General features: G+C 40.5%; 9 protein-coding genes. 8 read left to right on the top strand and 1 reads right to left on the bottom strand.

Annotated elements, in window-relative coordinates; all coding sequences use genetic code 11:
- The first annotated feature begins 74 nt into the window (after positions 1–74).
- On the top strand, positions 75–2,633 hold the full coding sequence (locus ICL16_RS33665) for a DUF7453 family protein (RefSeq protein ID WP_190835942.1): 2,559 nt from the start codon (positions 75–77) through the stop codon (positions 2,631–2,633).
- A gap of 225 nt (positions 2,634–2,858) precedes the next feature.
- On the top strand, positions 2,859–5,651 hold the full coding sequence (locus ICL16_RS33660) for a DUF7453 family protein (RefSeq protein ID WP_190835941.1): 2,793 nt from the start codon (positions 2,859–2,861) through the stop codon (positions 5,649–5,651).
- Between the two features lie 51 nt (positions 5,652–5,702).
- Here ICL16_RS33660 and ICL16_RS33655 read toward each other — a convergent pair whose 3' ends face one another.
- Complete coding sequence (locus ICL16_RS33655) at positions 5,703–5,894, bottom strand: hypothetical protein (protein ID WP_190835940.1); 192 nt, start codon at positions 5,892–5,894, stop codon at positions 5,703–5,705.
- An 18-nt stretch (positions 5,895–5,912) separates the two neighbouring features.
- Here ICL16_RS33655 and ICL16_RS33650 point away from each other — a divergent pair, with 18 nt between their 5' ends.
- The 6 genes from ICL16_RS33650 to ICL16_RS33625 form a co-directional block, all read left to right on the top strand.
- A complete protein-coding gene (locus tag ICL16_RS33650; protein WP_190835939.1) occupies positions 5,913–7,223 on the top strand; it encodes a DUF7453 family protein in 1,311 nt (436 codons plus the stop codon).
- 39 nt (positions 7,224–7,262) lie between these two features.
- On the top strand, positions 7,263–8,612 hold the full coding sequence (locus tag ICL16_RS33645) for a DUF7453 family protein (protein ID WP_190835938.1): 1,350 nt from the start codon (positions 7,263–7,265) through the stop codon (positions 8,610–8,612).
- Between the two features lie 192 nt (positions 8,613–8,804).
- The gene (locus tag ICL16_RS33640) at positions 8,805–9,272 is read left to right on the top strand and encodes a hypothetical protein (protein WP_190835937.1); all 468 of its coding nucleotides are present in this window, start codon (positions 8,805–8,807) and stop codon (positions 9,270–9,272) included.
- Between the two features lie 522 nt (positions 9,273–9,794).
- Positions 9,795–12,104 carry a DUF7453 family protein gene (locus tag ICL16_RS33635; protein WP_190835936.1) on the top strand — a complete coding sequence of 770 codons (2,310 nt, stop codon included), beginning with the start codon at positions 9,795–9,797 and terminating at the stop codon, positions 12,102–12,104.
- 814 nt (positions 12,105–12,918) lie between these two features.
- A complete protein-coding gene (locus ICL16_RS33630; protein WP_190835935.1) occupies positions 12,919–14,226 on the top strand; it encodes a DUF7453 family protein in 1,308 nt (435 codons plus the stop codon).
- A gap of 383 nt (positions 14,227–14,609) precedes the next feature.
- On the top strand, positions 14,610–15,811 hold a 1,202-nt coding region (locus ICL16_RS33625; protein ID WP_190835934.1), incomplete at its 3' end, for a DUF7453 family protein.

The following is a 15,811-nucleotide window of genomic DNA, read 5'->3' as shown; positions in this document are numbered from 1 at the left end:
AAACTTAACTTGTACTACGGAGAACATGTTGATTAATTTAATCTCATACATCAGTATGAGAAATCATCAATCCTATGAAGACATTGAGCAATAATTCCGTCAAGAATGATCAGATACACAACCATACCACAGTATCTTGTCCTCCTAATTATGCTTCAAAACGGACAAAGAAGTCACTTCGATGGATGAGTCGGCTGAGTCAGGGGTTAGCGATCGCGATGAGCCTGAGTTTGTTAGCAGCTAGTAAAGCATTTGCGGGCAACTTTTCGTTCACTAAAATCGCTGATAGCAATGATTTCAGCCAAATTTTTCCAAATGTAGCAATTAATGACAGTGGTACAGTAGTCTTCTATGCTACTCCAAATACAGGAAGTCAAGGAATCTACACCAACAGCAACGGCATAATTACAGAACTGCTGAACACCAATCAACTCCTGGTATCTATAATTAGACCTAATAACTATACTTACGCATTTGATACGGATCGTGTGGACATCAATAATAATGATACTGTAGCCTTTCGATTAGTAGGCTCCCAGTGGGATTTAGTTATTGCTACTATTAGTAACAGTACTGTTAAAACAGTTGCAACAGGATTTGCTGGTCGTGATAGTAACATAGTCACTAATTTCGACCTTAACGATCTTGAAGAGGTGGCTTATTTAAGATTGTCCACGCCGTTCTTAAGCCCCTTTGAGTCTCAGCGTCTCCTGATTAATAGAGCAAACCAAACTTTCACTCTTGCTAGTGCCTGCCGAGGCAACTCCCTATGTGGGGGATCTGTAATTCCTTTTGTGACTCTCTTAAATATAGGAACTTTTAAAATTAATAATCAAGGACAAGTAACTTTTTCAGCTAGTTCAGTTGGAAGTAGTTCATCTGTTTTCACAGTAAGTAACAGTTCTCCTGTTACCTTAATTGAACCAAACGCATCTCTACTTGACGTCAACGACAATGGTGATATTTTGTTTTTAAAAGGTACTAATTTTATCCGTCTTTTGAAGAGCGCTAGTGATGAAGTGAGCACGATTGTTGATACCAGTGGTTCGTTCAGCCAACTAGGTAATGCCGCCATTAATAATCAGGGCAACATAGCATTTACAGCCACTGTATCAAATACGGGAGAAAAAGGTATTTTTACAGGTGCAGATCCCGTTGCTGACAAAGTGATTGCCACTGGTGATACTCTGTTTGGTTCCACTGTTATCAGCTTGAATTTCTTACCACAAGGGTTAAATAATAACGGTCAGATTGCCTTCTATGCACTGTTAGGAAATGGTACTCGTGGCATCTACCGTGCTGAACCAGTCCCTGGAGTAGAAATTCCACAACAGAAGCCTCTGCCGTCCGTGGAAAATGCTTTCTCTTTAAGTAAAATTGTCGATACCAATACACCAATTATCAAAGCCCTCGGAAACGAATTATCGTTGAATTTATTAAATTTTGACGGCGATAATGTGTTTTTTGGTGTCATAGGCTTCATAAACTTTGGTGCACTTAGTGGAGAGCAACAAGGTATCTACAAAGTTAGTAATGGCGAGTTCAAGACGATAGTCAATCAAAATACAACTGTTAACCAGGATAAAAACACACTGATTCCTGGTGTTACAGGAAACTTCTTTCGTCTTAATGATTTTGCAGTGAATGGAAATAATGTGGTTTTTAGAAACACAAATGGACAAGGAAATATTTACATCAGTCGTGAGGGTGTTTTAGAGGTAATAGCAGACGCTAACACACCAATTCCTGGTGGCACGGGTAATTTCTCTTTTTTCGGTTCGGTAGTGTTAAATGAAAATAATTTGGTTTTTATAGGATCTGGTGCTTCGGGGCAACGAGGTATTTATCTGTTGCGTGACGGCACTTTACAAGTAATAGCAGATACTAACACACTGATTCCTGGTGGCGTAGGCAATTTCTCTTCTTTTAGTTCGGTGGGGTTAAATAAAAATAATTTGGTTTTTACAGCAAGCGGTGCTTCGGGGCAACAAGGTATTTACAAAATCAGTGGTGACGGAGTTGTACAGTTAATCGCTGATACTAACACATCGATTCCCAACGGCACAGGCAATTTCATCTCCTTCAGTAATTTTGTGGTGGATGAAAATAATGTAGTTTTTACAGCAAGAGGTACAAATCAACAGCAAGGTATTTACAAAATTAGTGGTGACGGGGTTTTGCAAGTAATCGCAGATAAAAACACAGCGATTCCAGGCGGCACAGGCAACTTTATAAATTTCTCTAACTTGTTCTTAACTACTAATGGTAGGAATGTGATATTTATAACTACTTCTAGCACTAATCAGCCAAATGGTATATACATCAGTCGTGATGGTTTACTGCAAGTGTTAGTAGATAAGAATACAAATATTCCTGGCACTAACAGCAAGTTTAGTGGCATTGGAAACACTGTAATTGATGGCGATAATGTGGCGTTTTTGGGAGATTTTGGCATCTATGCTTTGATTGGCGATCGCTTGCTGAAAGTAGCTGATTTAGATAGTAAAATTGACGGAAAAAGAATATCAGCTTTAAGCGACTTGAGACTGAGTGGAAATTCCGTTGTCTTTTCTGCTATCTTGTCAGATGGCACTCGAACTATACTCCGCGCTGATTTAATTACTAATAAGTAGATATCGTAACCTTTGTAGAGACGTTCCATGGAACGTCTCTACATTATTTTTCACTGCTATGTCTAATTAGTAACCAATTTTTGCTCACGAATCATCTATATTTGCTAAATTTGCCTAAAGTTTTTCAAATTTTCATGAATATATTCTCTCAATGTCAAAACTTAACTTGTATTACTGAAATCATGTTCATTAAATTAATCTCGTTAATGAGTAATAATTAATCCTATGAAAACATTGAGCAATAATTCAGTTATGTATGATAAAATACACAACCATACCACAGTATCTTGTCCTCCTCATTATGCTTCTTTAAGGACAAAGAAATCACTTCGATGGATGAGTCGGCTGAGTCAGGGGTTAGCGTACGCTATTTGCCTAAGTTTGGTGGCGACTGGTAAAGCGATGGCTGGCAACTTTTCTTTGACTAAAATCGCTGACAGTATTGATTTCTCTCAGATTAACATCACAACAGCTATGAATGATAGTGGAAGTGTAGTATTTATTGCTACACCACTAGTAGGAGCGCGGGGAGTATACACTGGCAATGGTGAACAGATTGTCAAGATTATCGATGAAAATCAACTGCCAGACTTATTAAGTAAAATAACTGAAGCTGCACCAATTCCCTTCCCAGCATACTTATTTAATTCATTGGTAGATATTAACAATAACGGCACTGTTGCATTTTCAGCAAGAAAAACTTCCAGAAGTGGGGGAGGGGAAGTATCAGGCATTTTTATCAGTAAAGATGGTTCCTTTACCACTCGTGCAACAGCTATTTCCAGTGGAGGAATTGCTAACGCCTTTACAAATATCATAGGATTTGCTCTTAACAATCAGGACGAATTAGCTTATTTAACCAAGTCTTCTGCTCGATTAAATCCAGAAACTTATAGACTATTTCTCAATAGACCAAATCAAGCTAATATTACTATTGCTGATGCAGGAGACTATCGATTTTCAACACTAGAAAATCCTTTGTACCAGATTAATAGTTTTGCTCTCAATGACTTGGGCAGAGTAACTTTTAGCGCCACAAAATTTCAACAAATCTTCCCACCAGGCTTACCTGAAACACAGCGAGCTTTTATCCCAAGTTCACAGCAGGCAATCTTCACAGGCACTGGTACTGGGCTTACTACCTTAATTGAAAGAGGTGCTTCTGCTCTGGACGCTAACGATGAGAATGTGATACTCTCCACTAGCGATGGTATCCAACTGTTTAATTATGCTAGTGGTAATTTGCGCACAATTGTTGATAATAATGGTTCATTTCAAAGACTTGGTAGTCCTGCTATAAATAATCAGGGTAATATAGCGTTTACAGCTACCATAAATAATGGTGAAAGAGGTATTTTTACAGGCACTAACCCGATTACTGACAAAGTAATCGCTACAGGTGATCCCCTGGCTGGCTCTACTGTCATTAACTTAAATTTCTTGAAGTCTGGATTTAACAATAACGGTGAGATTGCCTTTTTTGCACAATTGGCAAATGGCACTACTAGTATTTACAGTGCAAAGCCTGTTGCCGAAGCTCCACCACCACAACCAGTGTCTCCGGTAGAAGATACCTTTAAGCGGAGCAGAATAGTTGATACCAAAACACCAATTCCAAATGGAACTGGCAATTTCATCAATATTGATAGCTTCTTCATTCAAGGTGATAATGTAGTTTTTTCTGGTTCAGGATCTGATGGACAAAGAGGGATCTATAATAGCGATCGCAGCACAATTAGTACAATCGTAGACCTAAATACAATTATTCCGGGTAGTAGTGGAACTTTTAGTTCCTTTGATACAACTCCTCAAGTTGAAAATGGCAACGTAGTATTTAGTGGTTCTGGTACACAAGGAAATTCGGGAATTTACATCAAACGTGGTGACGCTTCTTTATCTGTAATTGCCGATACGAATACAGCTATTCCTAATGGTAGTGGAAATTTTGCGCGTGTTGATGTTTATAGCTTGAAACAAAACAATGTGGCGTTTCGAGGATTTGATTCAAATGGGCAGCAAGGCATTTACATTAACCGTGAAGGTACTTTGCAACTTGTGGTGGACAACCACACACCTATTCCTGGTGGCACAGGCAATTTCTCTAATTTTGATGATATCTTTGATAGCAATTTTGATGGCAATAATGTAGCGTTTCAAGGCTCAGATGCGTCGGGGCAACAGGGCATTTATGTCAACCGTAACGGAACTTTGCAGCTAGTAGTTGACAGTAAAACACCGATTCCTGATGGTACAGGTAATTTCGCCAATTTTTCTTCTTATTTTCTCAAGGGAAACAATGTTGTTTTTGAAGGATATGCTTCTAGTGAGCAACGGGGAATTTACATTAAACGTGACGAGGCTCCACTATCTGTAGTCGTAGATAACAAAACGCAGATTCCTGGTGGTATAGGTAATTTCTCTAGTTTTTCTACTTCTGCCGTAAGTGAAAATAACGTAGTGTTTCTAGGTAATGGTTTAAATGGTGGCAGCTTTAGTCAGTTACAAGGCATTTATATTAATCGTGACAGCGCTTTGCAGGTAGTGGTGGATAAAAACACACCCATTCCTGGCGGTGTGGGCAACTTCGATAATTTTAATTTTCTGAAAATCGAGGGTGACAATGTGTTTTTTGTTGGTTTTGGCAGTAACGGGCAAAGAGGAATCTACGTTAAACGTAATGGGCAGTTGCAAGTAGTAGTAGACAAAACTAACACAAGTTTTCCTAGTAGTAAAGGCAAATTCAGTGATTTCAGCAACCCTGTAGTCGAGCGGGAAACTTTGGCATTTTTAGGATTTCTCGACTCTACCGCAATTGGTATATATGCTAATGTTAGTGGTTCTTTGCTGAAGGTAGCTGATTTAGGCGATCGCCTTGACGGTGCGAGAATATCTTCCTTAAACTTGGATACTATCAAGCTTAGCGGTACTTCCCTTACTTTTAGAGCATCTTTAATTGATGGCACTCAAGCTCTCGTTCGCGCTGATTTAATTACTGATACGCCCAAGTTAATTCCGTAAAGTGCTACTACTATAAAGAATTCCTGTTTGTAGTAAGCGCTTAAGCGCTCACTACACGTCAATAAACACCGCGATCGCATTGGGGGGAGTAGATTTACTTAAATGCTGAACAGAACTTACTGTGAAGCTTTCATGAATTTTGGTCTGATTTACTGTATTTTTCGTGAAAATTAGCTTTGTGTGGCAACAATTAACTTGTGCAGGTGTACCAATTGTGGCTAAATACACCTTGGTAACGCTCATGACAAGCACACAAATTAAATGAAGACATTTACCGAGTACTCTTGTAGTAAGACTAACAAGACAGCTACAGGCGATCACCTTCATGTAAATAGATGGATACGTCAGATCAGTGGCGGAATGGCACTCAGCCTCTGCTTGGGCTTACTGTCAGCAACACAGGCGATCGCCGCCAGCTTTTCCTTCACCAAAATCGCAGATAATCGCACCAACTTCCAAAGCTTTTCCAGAGAAGTTGCAATTAACGATAGTGGTACAGTAGCTTTTGCTCCTGTTCTTGGACAAAGACAGCAGGCAGTATACACTAGCAATGGTGGCTTGATTACAGAAGTTGTCAACTCGAATGTCCTACCACCTCTGTTTAATAACTCCAATCCGTCCGTTCCTAATGCTGTATTTAACAATCTTGGCTCAGTTTATCTTAATAACAACGGCAATTTAGCATTCATAGCACAAGCGGCATTAAACAGCCGTGAAGTTGAAACAAGTATTATTACCAGTATTGACGGCTCTTTGACTAATCGTGCAAGTGGTATTAGTGCATCAATTGCTGGGGGAGAAGCGTCATTCGTTGATTACGCTCTCAACGATATCGATGAACTAGTTTATACAATCAGACTTAGTCAACCTATAACAGGACTTCAGAACGATCGCCTAGTTCTCTCCAGAACAAATCAACCTAATATCAATGTTGCCACTGCATCAATTCAACCCACAGATTCACCTTTTGCTAGTATTAACGCTGTTGCCATCAATAACCAGAGCGAACTAATCTTTGCTGCTACCAGACGCGATGGCACAACAGCAATTTTTACATATTCTGGTGATTCATTCAATACCTTAGTTGAGACAAACGCCTCTAGTTTGGATATAAATGACAATGGCGATGTTGTACTCTCTAATGGTGATGCCATCCGTTTGTTCAACCGTGCTAACGGTGTACTAACGACAATTGCTGATACTAGTGGTATTTTCAGCAGCCTAAGGAGTCCGGCTATCAATAATAACGGTAACGTAGCGTTTGCCGCCACCTTAGATTTGGGAGGAACAGGCATTTTTACAAATGCTGACTCCACCATAGACAAGGTAATTGCCACTGGCGATCCTCTAAATGGTTCCACTGTAACAAGTGTGAATTTTTTACCTCAAGGGTTTAATAACAATAGTCAAATAGCCTTCTTTGCACAGCTAGCAGATGGTACTCAAGGTATTTTCCGCGCTGATTTAATTACTCATCCGGATGCCAAGTCTGTTCCTGAAGGAGCGAATGCATTTGGGTTAATGGCGTTTGCTTTATTAGCAAGAGCAAGCAGATTAAACCAAAAGCAATGACTTTTTCTCTGGCGATTATCATTAAAAATACTGAATCTCATGAAGACATTTACCAATCATCTTTCCATACTTACCAGTTCAAAATCAAAATATATGAGCCTAGATGCAACAATGGGAACACACAAATTAAAGCGATCGCTACTTCAGATTTGTACTGGAGTCGCAGCAGGTTTATGTCTAAGTTTACTAGCAGTAAGCGAAGCGATTGCCGCTAACTTTTCCTTCACCAGAATTGCCGATACTAGAAGTGAGTTCACTAGCATTCTTAATGGCGTGGCAATTAACGATAGTGGCACAGTCGCCTTTATTGCTTTGAGTGGAACAAAGCAGGGAGTGTATACCAGCAGCGGCGTTCAGATTACGGAGATTAACTCTTTGCCCCCTTTTTTGAATACACTCCCTAGAAGTTTTTTCGGCACCTTTTTGATTTCAAATGTAGCTATTAATAACAACGATACCGTAGCATTTATTGGGAGACTTAATTCTGTAATAGGAATTACGTCAAGTGTTTTTGTTAGCCAAGGTGGTTCTGTTATAACTCGTGGGAGCGAATCTGGTACATCTCGTTTCGGGGGAGACAGCATCTTGAATTTTGCTCTCAACAATCAAGATGAACTAGTTTATTTTACCGAAACCAATAGTTTTCCAGGAGTATCGGGTTCTCGTCTCACCTTGAGTAGACCAAATCAAACTAATGTTAATATCGCTAGAGCATTGTCTGGAGTTCCAAGTGGTAATCCTCCAGCAGCACAGATATCTTTGTATAGAATTAACAGTTTTGACATCAATAACTTTGGTGAAGTGATTTTTGATGCCACAAGACGCCGAGAAAACTCTCCTTTCCTATCTCCTGGTACATCGGCAATTTTTACATATTCTGGTGATTCATTCAATACCTTAGTTGAGACAAACGCCTCTGCATTTGCATTAGATATTAACGACAATGGCGATGTTGTACTCTCTAATGGTAATACCATCGGTTTATTCAACCGTTCTAACAATGTACTAACCACAATTGCTGACACCAGTGGTATTTTCAGCAGGCTCGGCAGTCCAGCAATCAATAATAACGGTAACATAGCGTTTGTCGCCTCCTTAGATATAGGCGGAACAGGCATTTTTACAGGCACTGATTCCATCACCGACAAAGTAATTGCCACTGGCGATACCTTATTCGGCTCCACAGTGACAAATTTGAATTTTATCCCTCAAGGATTTAATAACAATAGTCAAATTGCCTTCCTTGCACAGTTTTCTGATGGCACTCAAGGAATTTTCCGCGCTGATTTAATCAGCGAATCACCGAAGTCAGTTCCTGAAGGTACTTCGGTTTTGGGGTTAGTTTTAGTTGCCTTGTTCTTCAATAGGCATCTGGTGAAAATAATGTAGAGACGTTTCATGGAACGTCTCTACAAGGATTAAGGATAACGCACATTGAAATTCGGTCGAGTTCTAATAGGTTGCGTCACAAAAGAAGCGATCACAATTATCGATCTATGTTGATTAAAGAGCTTGAGCGAAACTGTGGCACAAACGTAACTAAATTAACCCAGGCAAGTAACATTAAAAATACTGAATTTAATGAAGAAATTTACCAATCATCTTCCTATTGACACAGACAAATTCAAGCGATCACTACTTCAGGTTTGTACTGGAGTAGCAGCAAGTCTTTGTTTGAGTTTACTAGCTGCTAGTGAAGCTGTTGCCGCTAGCTTTTCTTTCACTAAAATTGCCGATAGCGGCGATTTTACCAACTTTGGTGGAGCGGCATTTAATGATAGTGGCACAGTTGCCTTCATTGCTACTCCAAAAATAGGAGATCAGGGAATTTATACCAGTAGTGGTGATGTAATTACAGAATTGCTCAACATAAGTCAACTTCAGCCTCTATTTGGTTTTGTATCTCCCAGTGTCTCCCCTAATTACTTATTTCATGGAGTGGACATCAATAATAATGGCACTGTAGCTTTCTTAGCATCACGTAATTTTGGGTTTGGGGTAGTTGATCCGTTTTTACTATTCGCGACGGCTCTACTACCACTGTTGTGACATCCGCCTCTAATCCTATTTTGGATTAGCAACTTTTGCTGTGCTAGGACTTGGTGGTTTACGTCGTCAACAGCGGCACGCGCCTTAGGTATCCCGAAGTCAAAAAATAAAAGGGACTGGCAAGATCCTCAGCTTACTATAGCATTGCTATATGAGCAAAGTCTGCAATCATGAGAACGTAGCGATCGCACCCACCTGAGATGCAGAATGAAGATATCTACCTACTATTCTCGCATGGGCGTGAGCGCCATTAGCAATAGCGCTGAAATGTCTTTAAGACCACATCAGCAATGAAAAACAATGTAGAGACAGTAATGTACGGTCTCTACAACCCTTGTAGACAACGCATAATTAATTTTTGGAGATGTCTATTGTATATAATTTTAAAGCTTCGCTCAATTAGAGTATTTATTGCTGTATCTTAACTGTGTGTCCGCACAAGTGCGGCAACGTTTCACTCATGCTACGAAGCCAAATATTGCCCATTTTATTCATACTACCCAGAAATAATACAATTGTCAAATGAATACATCTACCCGTCAGACTGTGAATCAGCGCCGACTGACCAACTTTGCTGTGGAAAATTCTCACCAGAATGGGAAGCTGGGCGAGAAATGGAAAAAATGGTTACAAAACTGGAGTGGAGGGGTAACACTGAGCCTGTGTCTGAGCGCCCTTGCCGCAACACAGGTACAAGCTGCTACCTATTCCTTCACTAAAATCGCTGATACCAAAAGCTACCCTTGGCAAAGTATTTCCACTCCGGTAATGAATGATAGTGGCACAGTAGCTTTTCTGGTAAATTTAAGAGAAACTCAGAATATTTCCAGATACAACATACTATACACCAGTAATGGAAACCAGTTGACAGAGATTGGTAACTCCGGTACCATATCATCCTCTATTTACTCAGTAGAAGGAATCAATAACAACGGTACTATTGTATTGAGAGCAGGCGCTTTCCCAGGTATTTTGACAATAAGTCAAAACGGCTTCATTACACGTATCGCATCCAGCTCATTCGGTGGTGGTGGATCTCAGGTAGTAAGTCAACCAAGACTTAACGATCTTGAGGAAGTAGTTTATTTGTACTGGGCTGCTGTAGGTAATATAAATAACATTATCCTCACACGCCCAAATCCATCTAACTCTATACACAGTGTGTATATTGCTTCAGCAGCTTTATTATCTTCATCCCCCCCAAATAATACACGTTTTATCGGGGATCTTGGGCCATTTGACATTAACAACAATAGCGAAGTAGTTTTTGCCGCGACTAGTCGTCAGGATGGTACAAGAGCAATCTATACAAGTAGCGGTGGTTCAGTTTCTCGTTTGGTGGAAACAAGCGCTGGTCAATCGGATGCACTATATATCAATGATAGTGGCGATGTGGCGCTTAGTACTGGGTATACTATTAGTCTGTTCCATCGTGCTACTGGGATATGGAACGTGATCTTTAAGGCCAGTGGTCAGTATAGAGGATTGGGCGTACCTGCTTTTAACAACAATGCTAAACTAGCGTTTAGCGCGACATTAGCTTTGGGAGAAACAGGCATTTACACAGGTGCTGACCCGGTGAAGGATAAAGTGATTGCCTCTGGTGATACCTTATTCGGCTCGACTGTGAAGAGTGTGCGTTTTTCTCGTCAAGGGTTAAACAATAAAGATCAGATCGTCTTCCAGGCTGAATTGACAGATGGCACACAAGGGGTGTTCCTTGCCGAACCTGTATCCGACGTCACTTCTGAACAAGAGCCTCAAATCCCTCTACCAGAAGAAGCCTTTACAATCAGCAAAGTTGTTGATGACGTGGACTTCTTATTGACTAATCCAGCAATTGATGGCAACACTATAGTCTTCAATATAAGTCAAGGTATTTACAAAATTAGTGACGGTGTACTAAGTATGATTGCTGATAAAAATACCGCCATTCCTGGTAGTAATTTAACTTTTTCTCGTTTTTTTGCTCCAGTGATTGAGAGTGGTAATGTAGTGTTTGGCGCTTCTGGCTCCAACTCGTCGGCATTTACTGAAGGAATTTACATCCAACGTGGAGAGACATTGTCCGTAGTCGTTGATAACAATACTCCTATTCCCGGTGGCGGTGGTAGAAAGTTCTCTAGTTTGGGAATTTATGCTTTAGATCGAGGTAATGTAGCGTTTAGAGATTTCAATCAACAAGGTATTTATCTTAGTCATGATAGGACTTTGGAACTGATTGCCGATCGCAACACTCCGATTCCTGGTGGTACAGGTAACTTCTCGTCTTTTGGTGACGTGGCACTGTCGGGGGACCGTGTAGTTTTTTCTACAGGGGGACAAGGACAATTTGGTGTTTATCAAAGCCGTGATGGCTCACTAGAGGTAGTAGCAGATACCAATACTAATATTCCTGGTGGTGTGGGAAACTTCACTGGATTTAGCAATCCGGGAATAGACGGTGATAATATTGTGTTTGGTGGGTCTGGTGCTAATAGTCAACAGGGAATCTACATTCGCCGCGATGGTGTACTAAAGTTATTAGTAGATAACAATACAAAGGTTCCCGGTGGTCGGAGAACCTTCGATAGCTTCAGCAATCCGGTAATTAAGGGTGACATTGTCGCTTTTGCGGGAAATGTTGATAATATACCTATAGGTATATATATTTACAAAGGTAATACCTTACTAAAGGTAGTTGATTTTAATCATCGATTAGACGGAAAAAAATTATCTTATTTAAGTTTAGGTCGAGATGCCCTCAATAACTCTGGTTCTGCGACTTTCACCGCAAGATTTACTGATGGTTCTAGAGGTATCTACCGCGCTGATTTAATCACACAGCCATAGTTTAACATCAAGTCTGGACAATCACGCGCTTCAAGAGGGTGGTTAATAGTTAATGGTTAATGGTTAATTGCTATGAACAATTAATCATTAACAACCTTAGTATCCGCCTGTTAACAGCAGACGGACACTGTTCTCTATTCACCGATCGTCACAGGAATCGCTGTATACAGGCAATAATCCTATTACTGACAAAGTAATTGCTACTGGTGATTCCCTACTTGGTTCCACTGTCACTAGCGTAAGCTTTTTACCTCAAGGGTTAAATAACTTTGGTCAAATTGCCTTCTATGCCCAGTTAGCAAATGGTACTAGAGGTATCTTTCGCGCTGAGCCAGACTCAGACGAAACTCCTCTACAGCCAGTGCCTGAAGATTTAGTAAATATTAAGAAGAATAATGAAGATATCTACCAATCATCAAAGCAGTAGCGATCGCACCCGTTACCAACACCTCCAAAAGTACTTACAAGTTAAAAGGGTAAGATTAAAGCAGACTTGCCGTATCAGAGGCGCTCTCAGCTACTTATTGCTTCACTAAAATTGCTGACTCAAAAGCGACTTTAGATAAGTTTGGTGTTAATATTCAGCAGGGAATATACATTAGCCGCGCTGGTGTAATACAGTTATTAAATAACAATACAAAGATTACCGATAGTAGGAGAACCTTTGATAGCTTCAAATATCTGGTAATTGAAGGTGACATTGTGGCTTTTGTGGGAAGTGTTAAAGTCCCCAGCTCTCGCACTGATTTAATTCACACAACCATAGTCGAGAGAGCAAATGTTTTTTTACCTTTCTTGAGAAGTACTGTAAATCATGAAAACATCAATCAATCATCAAGTCACTTGTGACAAACAGAAATCATCACGATGGATGCGCCGACTAACTGAGTCGGTGGCGATAAGTATTTGCCTGAGCCTAGTTGCTGTAGGTAAGGCAATGGCAGATAGCTTTTCCTTCACAAAAATGGCTGATACTAAAAGTGACTTTCCCAGCATTGTGAGTGCACCACCAGCAATTAATGATAGTGGTACAGTAGTTTTTGTTGCTAGACCAGTTGGTGGACCGTCAAATCTAGGAAGTATCTTTGAAACTGATGAAGTGCGCGGAGTGTACACTAGTGATGGGGCGCAAATCACAGAAGTTGTCAATAATAGTCTCCTACCATCTTTATTTAATAGTTCCAACCGTCCGTCACAATACTTTATTCTTCGCGAAGTAGATATTAATGACAATGGTACAGTAGCATTCTCAGTAGCTTCCTTACCAGATTTTAAGATCGGCATTTTTACTAATCTTGGGGGAGCCTTGACTAATCGCTCCAGAACTACTTACGACTATCTCATGGTTGGCTTGTCTGGTTTGCGCCTAGATTTAACGCTGAATAATCAAGATGATTTAGTTTATAAATCAGTTGTTGCGCGAAAATCAGCTCCCACCACATCCGATCTCATCCTCTCTAGAATAAATCAACCTGATGTCACTATTGCTGGTGCAGGTTCGTACATAGGAATACAAAATGAATTTGCCGAACTGGGAAATTTTGCTTTCAATAACCAGGGCATAGTGACGTTTGCCGCACGCAAGGGAGGAGAAAACACAAAAAGTATTTTTATCAGTGATGGTAGTTCTCGCACTACCCTTTTGAATTCTACAGATTATGTATCTTTTTCCACCAATGATCGCGGCGATGTTTTGTTGTCAAGTAACAATTCCATTGACTTATTAGACTCAGCAGATGGTACTGTGCGCACCCTTACTGATACCAACAGCGGTTTGTTCAAGTCATTTTTATCTCCTGCTCTCAGTAGTAATGTGTCTGCTATCAATAATAATCGTCAAGTAGCGTTTACAGCCACTTTGAATAACGGTGAAACAGGCATTTTTACAGGTGCCGATCCCACTACTAACAAAGTGATCGCTACGGGTGATTCTCTGTTAGGTTCTACTGTAGTTAGCGTAGGTTTTGCGTCCCAAGGATTAAATAACTATGGACAAATCGCTTTCTTTGCTCGGTTGGCAGATGGTACAGAAGGTATCTACCGTGCCGATCCAGCATTAGAAACTCCACCATCACAACCAGAACCGAATGAGTATCCTTTGCAGGAAGCAATACCCTTCTAGGGTATTGCTATAGGGGCAAAGTCTGCAATCATGAGAACGTAGCGATCGCACTCACCTGAGATACAGAATGAAGATATCTACCAACTATTCTGGCATGGGCGTGAGCGCCGTTAGCAATAGCGCTGAAATGTCGTTAAGACCACATCAGCAGTGAAAAACAATGTAGAGACGTTACATGCAACGTCTCTACAAGGTTTGTAGACAACGCATAATTAATTTTTGGAGATGTCTATTGTATATAATTTTAAAGCTTCGCTCAATTAGAGTATTTATTGCTGTATCTTAACTGTGTGTCCGCACAAGTGCGGCAACGTTTCACTCATGCTACGAAGTTAAATACTACCCATTTTATTCATACTACCCAGAAATAACACAATTGTCAAATGAATACATCTACCCGTCAGACTGTGAATCAGCGCCGACTGACCAACTTTGCTGTGGAAAATTCTCACCAGAATGCGAAGCTGGGCGAGAAATGGAAAAAATGGTTACAAAACTGGTGTGGAGGGGTAACATTGAGCCTGTGTCTGAGCGCCCTTGCCGCAACACAGGTACAAGCAGCTACTTATTCCTTCACTAAAATCGCTGATACCAAAAGCTTCCCCTGGCAAAGTATTTCCAATCCTGTCATTAATGATAGTGGCACAGTAGCTTTTCTGGTAACTTCAACAAGACAAAGCCAATATATTTCCGGCTACAAGATAGTATACACCAGTAATGGAAACCAGTTGACAGAGATTGTTAACTCGGATAACTTACCATCTTTATTATTTGCATCCAGTGAATTCCCTGGGGGGAGAAATTACTTTCTTAACTCAGTAGAAGGAATTAATAACAACGGTACTATTGCATTTACAGCTTTCCATAGGGGGATAGATATTTTTACAACAAGTCAAAACGGCTTCACTACACGTCGCGCATTCGGCACTATCAGCCTGGGTGGTGGAACTGTCGAGGTAAGTCAACCAAGACTTAACGATCTTGAGGAAGTAGTTTATTTGGAAAGATCTTTTGCCTTTAATACGAATACAATTGTGCTCAGCAGACCAAATTCATTTGGGAATAGGCTTATTGCTAGAGGTAATTCCGGTTCTTACCCCCCACCCCCACCTAATGTACTTTTTAGCGAGTTTAGCTCATTTGACATTAATAACAATAGCGAAGTAGTTTTTGCTGCCACCAGCAGAGATGGTACAAAAGCAATCTATACAAATAGAGGTGGTTCAGTTTCTCCGTTGGTGGAAACAGGCGCTAATGCACTAGATATTAATGATAGTGGCGATGTGGCGCTGTTAACTGGGAATACTATTCGTTTGTTCCATCGTGCTACCGGGATATTGAACGCGATCGCCAACACTAGTGGTCAGTTTAGAGGATTTGGCAATCCTGTGATTAATAACAGTGGTAAAGTAGCGTTTGCTGCGACATTAGCTTTGGGAGAATCAGGGATTTTCACAGGTGCTGACCCGGTGAATGATAAAGTGATAGCTAGTGGTGATACCTTATTCGGCTCGACTGTGAAGAGTGTGCGTTTTTCGCGTCAAGGGTTAAACAATCAAGGTCAAATCGTCTTCCTGGCTGAATT

It is taken from the genome of Iningainema tapete BLCC-T55, from assembly GCF_014698965.1.
Taxonomy (GTDB): Bacteria; Cyanobacteriota; Cyanobacteriia; order Cyanobacteriales; family Nostocaceae; genus Iningainema; species Iningainema tapete.
This window is presented reverse-complemented; position numbering and strand designations above follow the sequence as displayed.

Bases quoted from the DNA above. Each gene is read 5' to 3' on its own strand.
- ICL16_RS33650 (WP_190835939.1), top strand. From the start codon at position 5,913: ATGAAGACATTTACCGAGTACTCTTGTAGTAAGACTAACAAGACAGCT.
- ICL16_RS33665 (WP_190835942.1), top strand. From the start codon at position 75: ATGAAGACATTGAGCAATAATTCCGTCAAGAATGATCAGATACACAAC.
- ICL16_RS33635 (WP_190835936.1), top strand. From the start codon at position 9,795: ATGAATACATCTACCCGTCAGACTGTGAATCAGCGCCGACTGACCAAC.
- ICL16_RS33660 (WP_190835941.1), top strand. From the start codon at position 2,859: ATGAAAACATTGAGCAATAATTCAGTTATGTATGATAAAATACACAAC.
- ICL16_RS33640 (WP_190835937.1), top strand. From the start codon at position 8,805: ATGAAGAAATTTACCAATCATCTTCCTATTGACACAGACAAATTCAAG.
- ICL16_RS33645 (WP_190835938.1), top strand. From the start codon at position 7,263: ATGAAGACATTTACCAATCATCTTTCCATACTTACCAGTTCAAAATCA.
- ICL16_RS33655 (WP_190835940.1), bottom strand. From the start codon at position 5,894: ATGAGCGTTACCAAGGTGTATTTAGCCACAATTGGTACACCTGCACAA.
- ICL16_RS33630 (WP_190835935.1), top strand. From the start codon at position 12,919: ATGAAAACATCAATCAATCATCAAGTCACTTGTGACAAACAGAAATCA.